Here is a 3,118-nt window from a genome sequence, read left to right as displayed (position 1 = left end):
ATCTGGGGGTCGTCGGCCGCGCAGAAGTACCACATGCGCTGGTTCGAAAAGCATCTGCCGAAGGATGGTTCGGTGCGCATCCATCGCTTCGACCAGACGCTGGTCGGCCTGTCGATTGCCGGGCCGAAGTCGCGTGACCTCCTGCAGAAGCTGGTCGATGTCGACATTTCGACCAAGGCGTTCCGCTTCATGGATTTCCGCGAAATGGCGGTCGGCGGCGCACCGTGCCTGGTCAACCGCATCACCTACACCGGCGACCTCGGCTATGAAATCTGGATGGCGCCGGCCTACGAGCGCCTGGTCTATAAGGCGATCAAGGAAGCGGGCGAGGAATTCGGCCTGGTCGATTTCGGCATGCGCGCCTTGCTGTCCATGCGCCTGGAAAAGAACTTCCCGACCTGGTTCCGCGAGCTGCGGCCGATCTACGGCCCGTTCGAAGGTTCGATGGACCGTTTCATCAAGCTGGAGAAGAACGACTTCATCGGCCGCGACGCCGCCGCCAAGGAACAGGCGGAAGGTCCAAAACTGCGCCGCGTCTCCTTCATCGTCGACGCGGCCGATGCCGACGTGATGGGCGACGAGCCGATCTGGGCCAAGGTCAGCAAGGATTACGGCACCGTCGAGAAGCCGCATGGCTACGGCGCGCCGCGCTTCGACACTTCAGGCAAGGAAATACGCGGTTCAAAGGCCGCCGAAGGCGCGTCCGCCGTGCGCGGCATCGTCGACGGCGACTGGCGCGTGGTCGGCTGGGTGACGTCGGGCGGCTATGCGCATTACGTGCAGAAATCGATGGCGCAAGGCTATGTGCCGGCGGCACTCGCCGAGGATGAAAGTGCCGGCCTGTTCGAGATCGAGATCCTCGGTCACCGGCGTCCGGCCCGCATCAATGTCGAGGCGCCCTTCGACCCGAGTGGCGAGAAGATGCGGACCTGAGGTTTCGCCATGGACAGCGCGGCGCCAAAGGGAAGCTTCGGCCGCCACCGCAAGATCATGCCGTTTGTATCAGGCTCGATCGAGGCGCTGCGCGACGCCTCACGACAGAAGGCCGCTGGGCTCAACCAGCATGTGCTGGGTTATGGCGCGGTGGCTGAAGCGGAATGGGCCGCGGCAGGCATTGCTCCCGACCTGCCCGCCATGCGGCAATATCGGCTCGACCGCATTCGCGCCGAGCTGAAGCGCCGCGGCTATGCCGGCGCCCTGCTCTACGACCCCATCAACATCCGCTATGCGACCGACTCTACCAACATGCAGCTCTGGGTGGCGCACAACCCGACGCGGCATTGCTTCGTCGCCACCGACGGGCCGGTGGTGCTGTTCGACTACTTTTCCTGCGAGCATCTTTCCGACCACTCCGGTGTCGTCGATGAAGTCCGCCCCGCCATTTCATGGATGTATCTCTATGGCGGCGAACTGACCGAGCAGAAAGTCCGCCGCTGGGCCGCCGGCATCGCCGATCTGGTCAGGGAGCACGGCGGTGGCAACAACCGCATCGCCGTCGACCACATCAATCCGGAAGGCGTTGAAGAGCTCCACCGCCTTGGTATCTCCATCGGCAATGGCGAAGCCGTGATGGAAAATGCACGGCTGATCAAATCACCGGACGAAATCCTCGCCATGCGCCGCGCCATTATTGCTTGCGAGGCGGCGATGGGCGAGATGGAACAGGCGTTGAAGCCCGGCATCTCCGAGAACGAATTGTGGGCTGAACTCCATCGCGGCAACATCGCGCGCGGCGGCGAATGGATCGAGACTCGGCTGCTGACGTCGGGACCGCGCACCAATCCGTGGTTCCAGGAATGTTCGTCGCGGATCATCGAGGCGGGCGATCTCGTCGCCTTCGACACCGACCTGATCGGCCCCTACGGCTTCTGCGCCGATCTCTCGCGCACCTGGCTCTGCGGCGATACAACGCCGACCAACGAACAGCGCGACCTGTTCCGCATCGCCGCCGATCAGATCGAACACAACACGGCACTGATGCAGCCCGGCGTCTCGTTCCGCGACCTTGTCGAACGCTCAGCGGTGCCGCCGGGAGACTGCTTCCCGACCCGCTACGGCGTACTCTACCACGGCGTCGGGCTGGCCGACGAATACCCGACCTTGCCGCACGCCAGCGACTGGACATCCGATACGCCCGACGGTGTGCTGGAACCAGGCATGGTGCTGTGCGTGGAGAGCTATATCGGCCGGCTGGGCGGCGGCGAAGGCGTCAAGATCGAGGAGCAAATCCTGATCACCGAGACCGGCAACGAAAAACTTTCAACCTACCCGTTGGATGAGAGGCTGCTCGGCTAGGCCGGCAAGCGCTTCGCGCATCGCGCGCACGGTCTTTTCCGGCGTCGTTTTCGCGGTGATGAACGGCAGACCTTTGCGCCGTGCTGTCCAGCCGACGATCACGACCTTGCGCGCCGCCGGCTCGAAGCGTTGTGCCAGCGCCCAGCTTTCGCAATCGAGCGCGGCGACATCCGCCATGCCTTCGGCGACCGCCACGATCGAGTCGCGATGGCCGCCGCTTTCGCCACGCGATGAAAAGATGTCCAGGTTTTCGCCGACCGCTTCCAGGTCGCGCGTCAGCGCGATGATGCCCGACATGGAATCGAGGCTGTTGAAGGTGAAGCGCTTGCCTCGGACGAGATCGAGCGGCAGCAAGGCCTTGCCGTCGGCGGGTGACCGAACCTCCGGCCCCTCGCCCAAGCGCATCACCAGCGCGCTCGAATAGAATTCGCCCCGTCCGCCTTCATAGGCGTCATAGCTTGGCTGGCCGACCACTTGCACATGCCGGGACAAACCGAGTTCCATCGGCCCCCAGCAGGTCTGCGCGAACAGCAGCGCGGGGTGAAGCCAGAGCTTGTGGAAATCGAGCTCGTCCGGTGGCAGCGTCGCCGGATCCGGAGCGATCAGCCCCCCCTGGGCGTCGTGGATACCGCCTGGCACGGCGGGCAGGTCAGCGTTGCGCCGCACGATGGATTGCGGCGCATCGATACCCCTAGGCCGGAAAGCATCGCGCAACGACGCCCATTGCGCGTCGACCTCGTCGCGCACTTCGGGCCAGTCGTACATCGGCAACGCCGCAATCAATTCGCTCATGCCGATATCAAACCACATGCCTCGAAAAAAG

3 protein-coding genes are annotated in these 3,118 nt (G+C 64.0%); 2 read left to right on the top strand and 1 reads right to left on the bottom strand.

From position 1 onward, the window contains the following. Together EOA36_RS31965 and EOA36_RS31960 are read left to right on the top strand one after the other, a co-directional pair. Window positions 1–933: aminomethyltransferase family protein (locus EOA36_RS31965; protein WP_145969419.1), on the top strand; the 933-nt coding region annotated here is incomplete at its 5' end. A gap of 9 nt (window positions 934–942) precedes the next feature. Next, window positions 943–2,295: a Xaa-Pro peptidase family protein gene (locus EOA36_RS31960; protein ID WP_127280833.1), complete on the top strand. Its 1,353-nt coding sequence runs from the start codon at window positions 943–945 to the stop codon at window positions 2,293–2,295. Here the strand turns inward: EOA36_RS31960 and EOA36_RS31955 are convergent. Then, on the bottom strand, window positions 2,260–3,087 hold the full coding sequence (locus EOA36_RS31955) for a PhnD/SsuA/transferrin family substrate-binding protein (RefSeq protein ID WP_127280832.1): 828 nt from the start codon (window positions 3,085–3,087) through the stop codon (window positions 2,260–2,262). The genes EOA36_RS31960 and EOA36_RS31955 overlap by 36 nt on opposite strands. Window positions 3,088–3,118: the final 31 nt, after the last annotated feature.

It is taken from the genome of Mesorhizobium sp. M8A.F.Ca.ET.021.01.1.1 (assembly GCF_003998025.1).
Taxonomy (GTDB): domain Bacteria; phylum Pseudomonadota; class Alphaproteobacteria; order Rhizobiales; family Rhizobiaceae; genus Mesorhizobium.
This window is presented reverse-complemented; position numbering and strand designations above follow the sequence as displayed.

What these genes read in the sequence shown, in the direction of transcription:
- EOA36_RS31960 (WP_127280833.1), top strand. Translation starts at nt 943, where the DNA reads ATGGACAGCGCGGCGCCAAAGGGAAGCTTCGGCCGCCACCGCAAGATC.
- EOA36_RS31955 (WP_127280832.1), bottom strand. Translation starts at nt 3,087, where the DNA reads ATGAGCGAATTGATTGCGGCGTTGCCGATGTACGACTGGCCCGAAGTG.